Source organism: Pseudomonas sp. 51_B, assembly GCF_017491595.1.
GTDB lineage: Bacteria > Pseudomonadota > Gammaproteobacteria > Pseudomonadales > Pseudomonadaceae > Aquipseudomonas > Aquipseudomonas promysalinigenes.
The window spans coordinates 1-434 of the sequence record NZ_JAFGYW010000455.1 but is presented as its reverse complement, the minus strand read 5'-3'; the positions used below and the strand labels follow the sequence as shown (position 1 = coordinate 434).

1 pseudogene is annotated in these 434 nt (G+C 63.6%); it reads right to left on the bottom strand.

The window, feature by feature from the left end:
• Window positions 1-434: pseudogene (locus J5M56_RS25700) on the bottom strand (3-methylcrotonyl-CoA carboxylase); the annotation flags it as partial.

Here is a 434-nt window from a genome sequence, read left to right as displayed (position 1 = left end):
CCATTCCAGATACAACGCGCCGCCCTGACGAATCGCCCGCAATGTGCGGCGCACGCCCTCATGCTCGATGGTCAGCGCCTCGCCCTGCAGTTTTGCATGGGCCGCGGTTCTCAAGGTCAACGCGCGATCCTGTCCCTCGCAGCTCAAATGCAAGGTGATTTCCGCCGGCAAGCCTGCGCGCAAACCACTGCTGCAAGACCAGGGGGAGGCGGGATCATCCGCCCGCGCACGCTTCGGCAAACTCTGCGTAAACGCCTGCGCCGCCGCCTGCCAGAACTCATCGCTCAACGCGCCCGGCGCTGGCAGCAATTGCTCCTGATAGCGCGGAATGAACCCGGTATCCAGCTCTGCCGCCGCAAACGCCGGATGCGCGATGATCCGGCGCAGGAAATTGATGTTGGTCTTCAGCCCGCCAATCGCAAACTCGTCGAGCA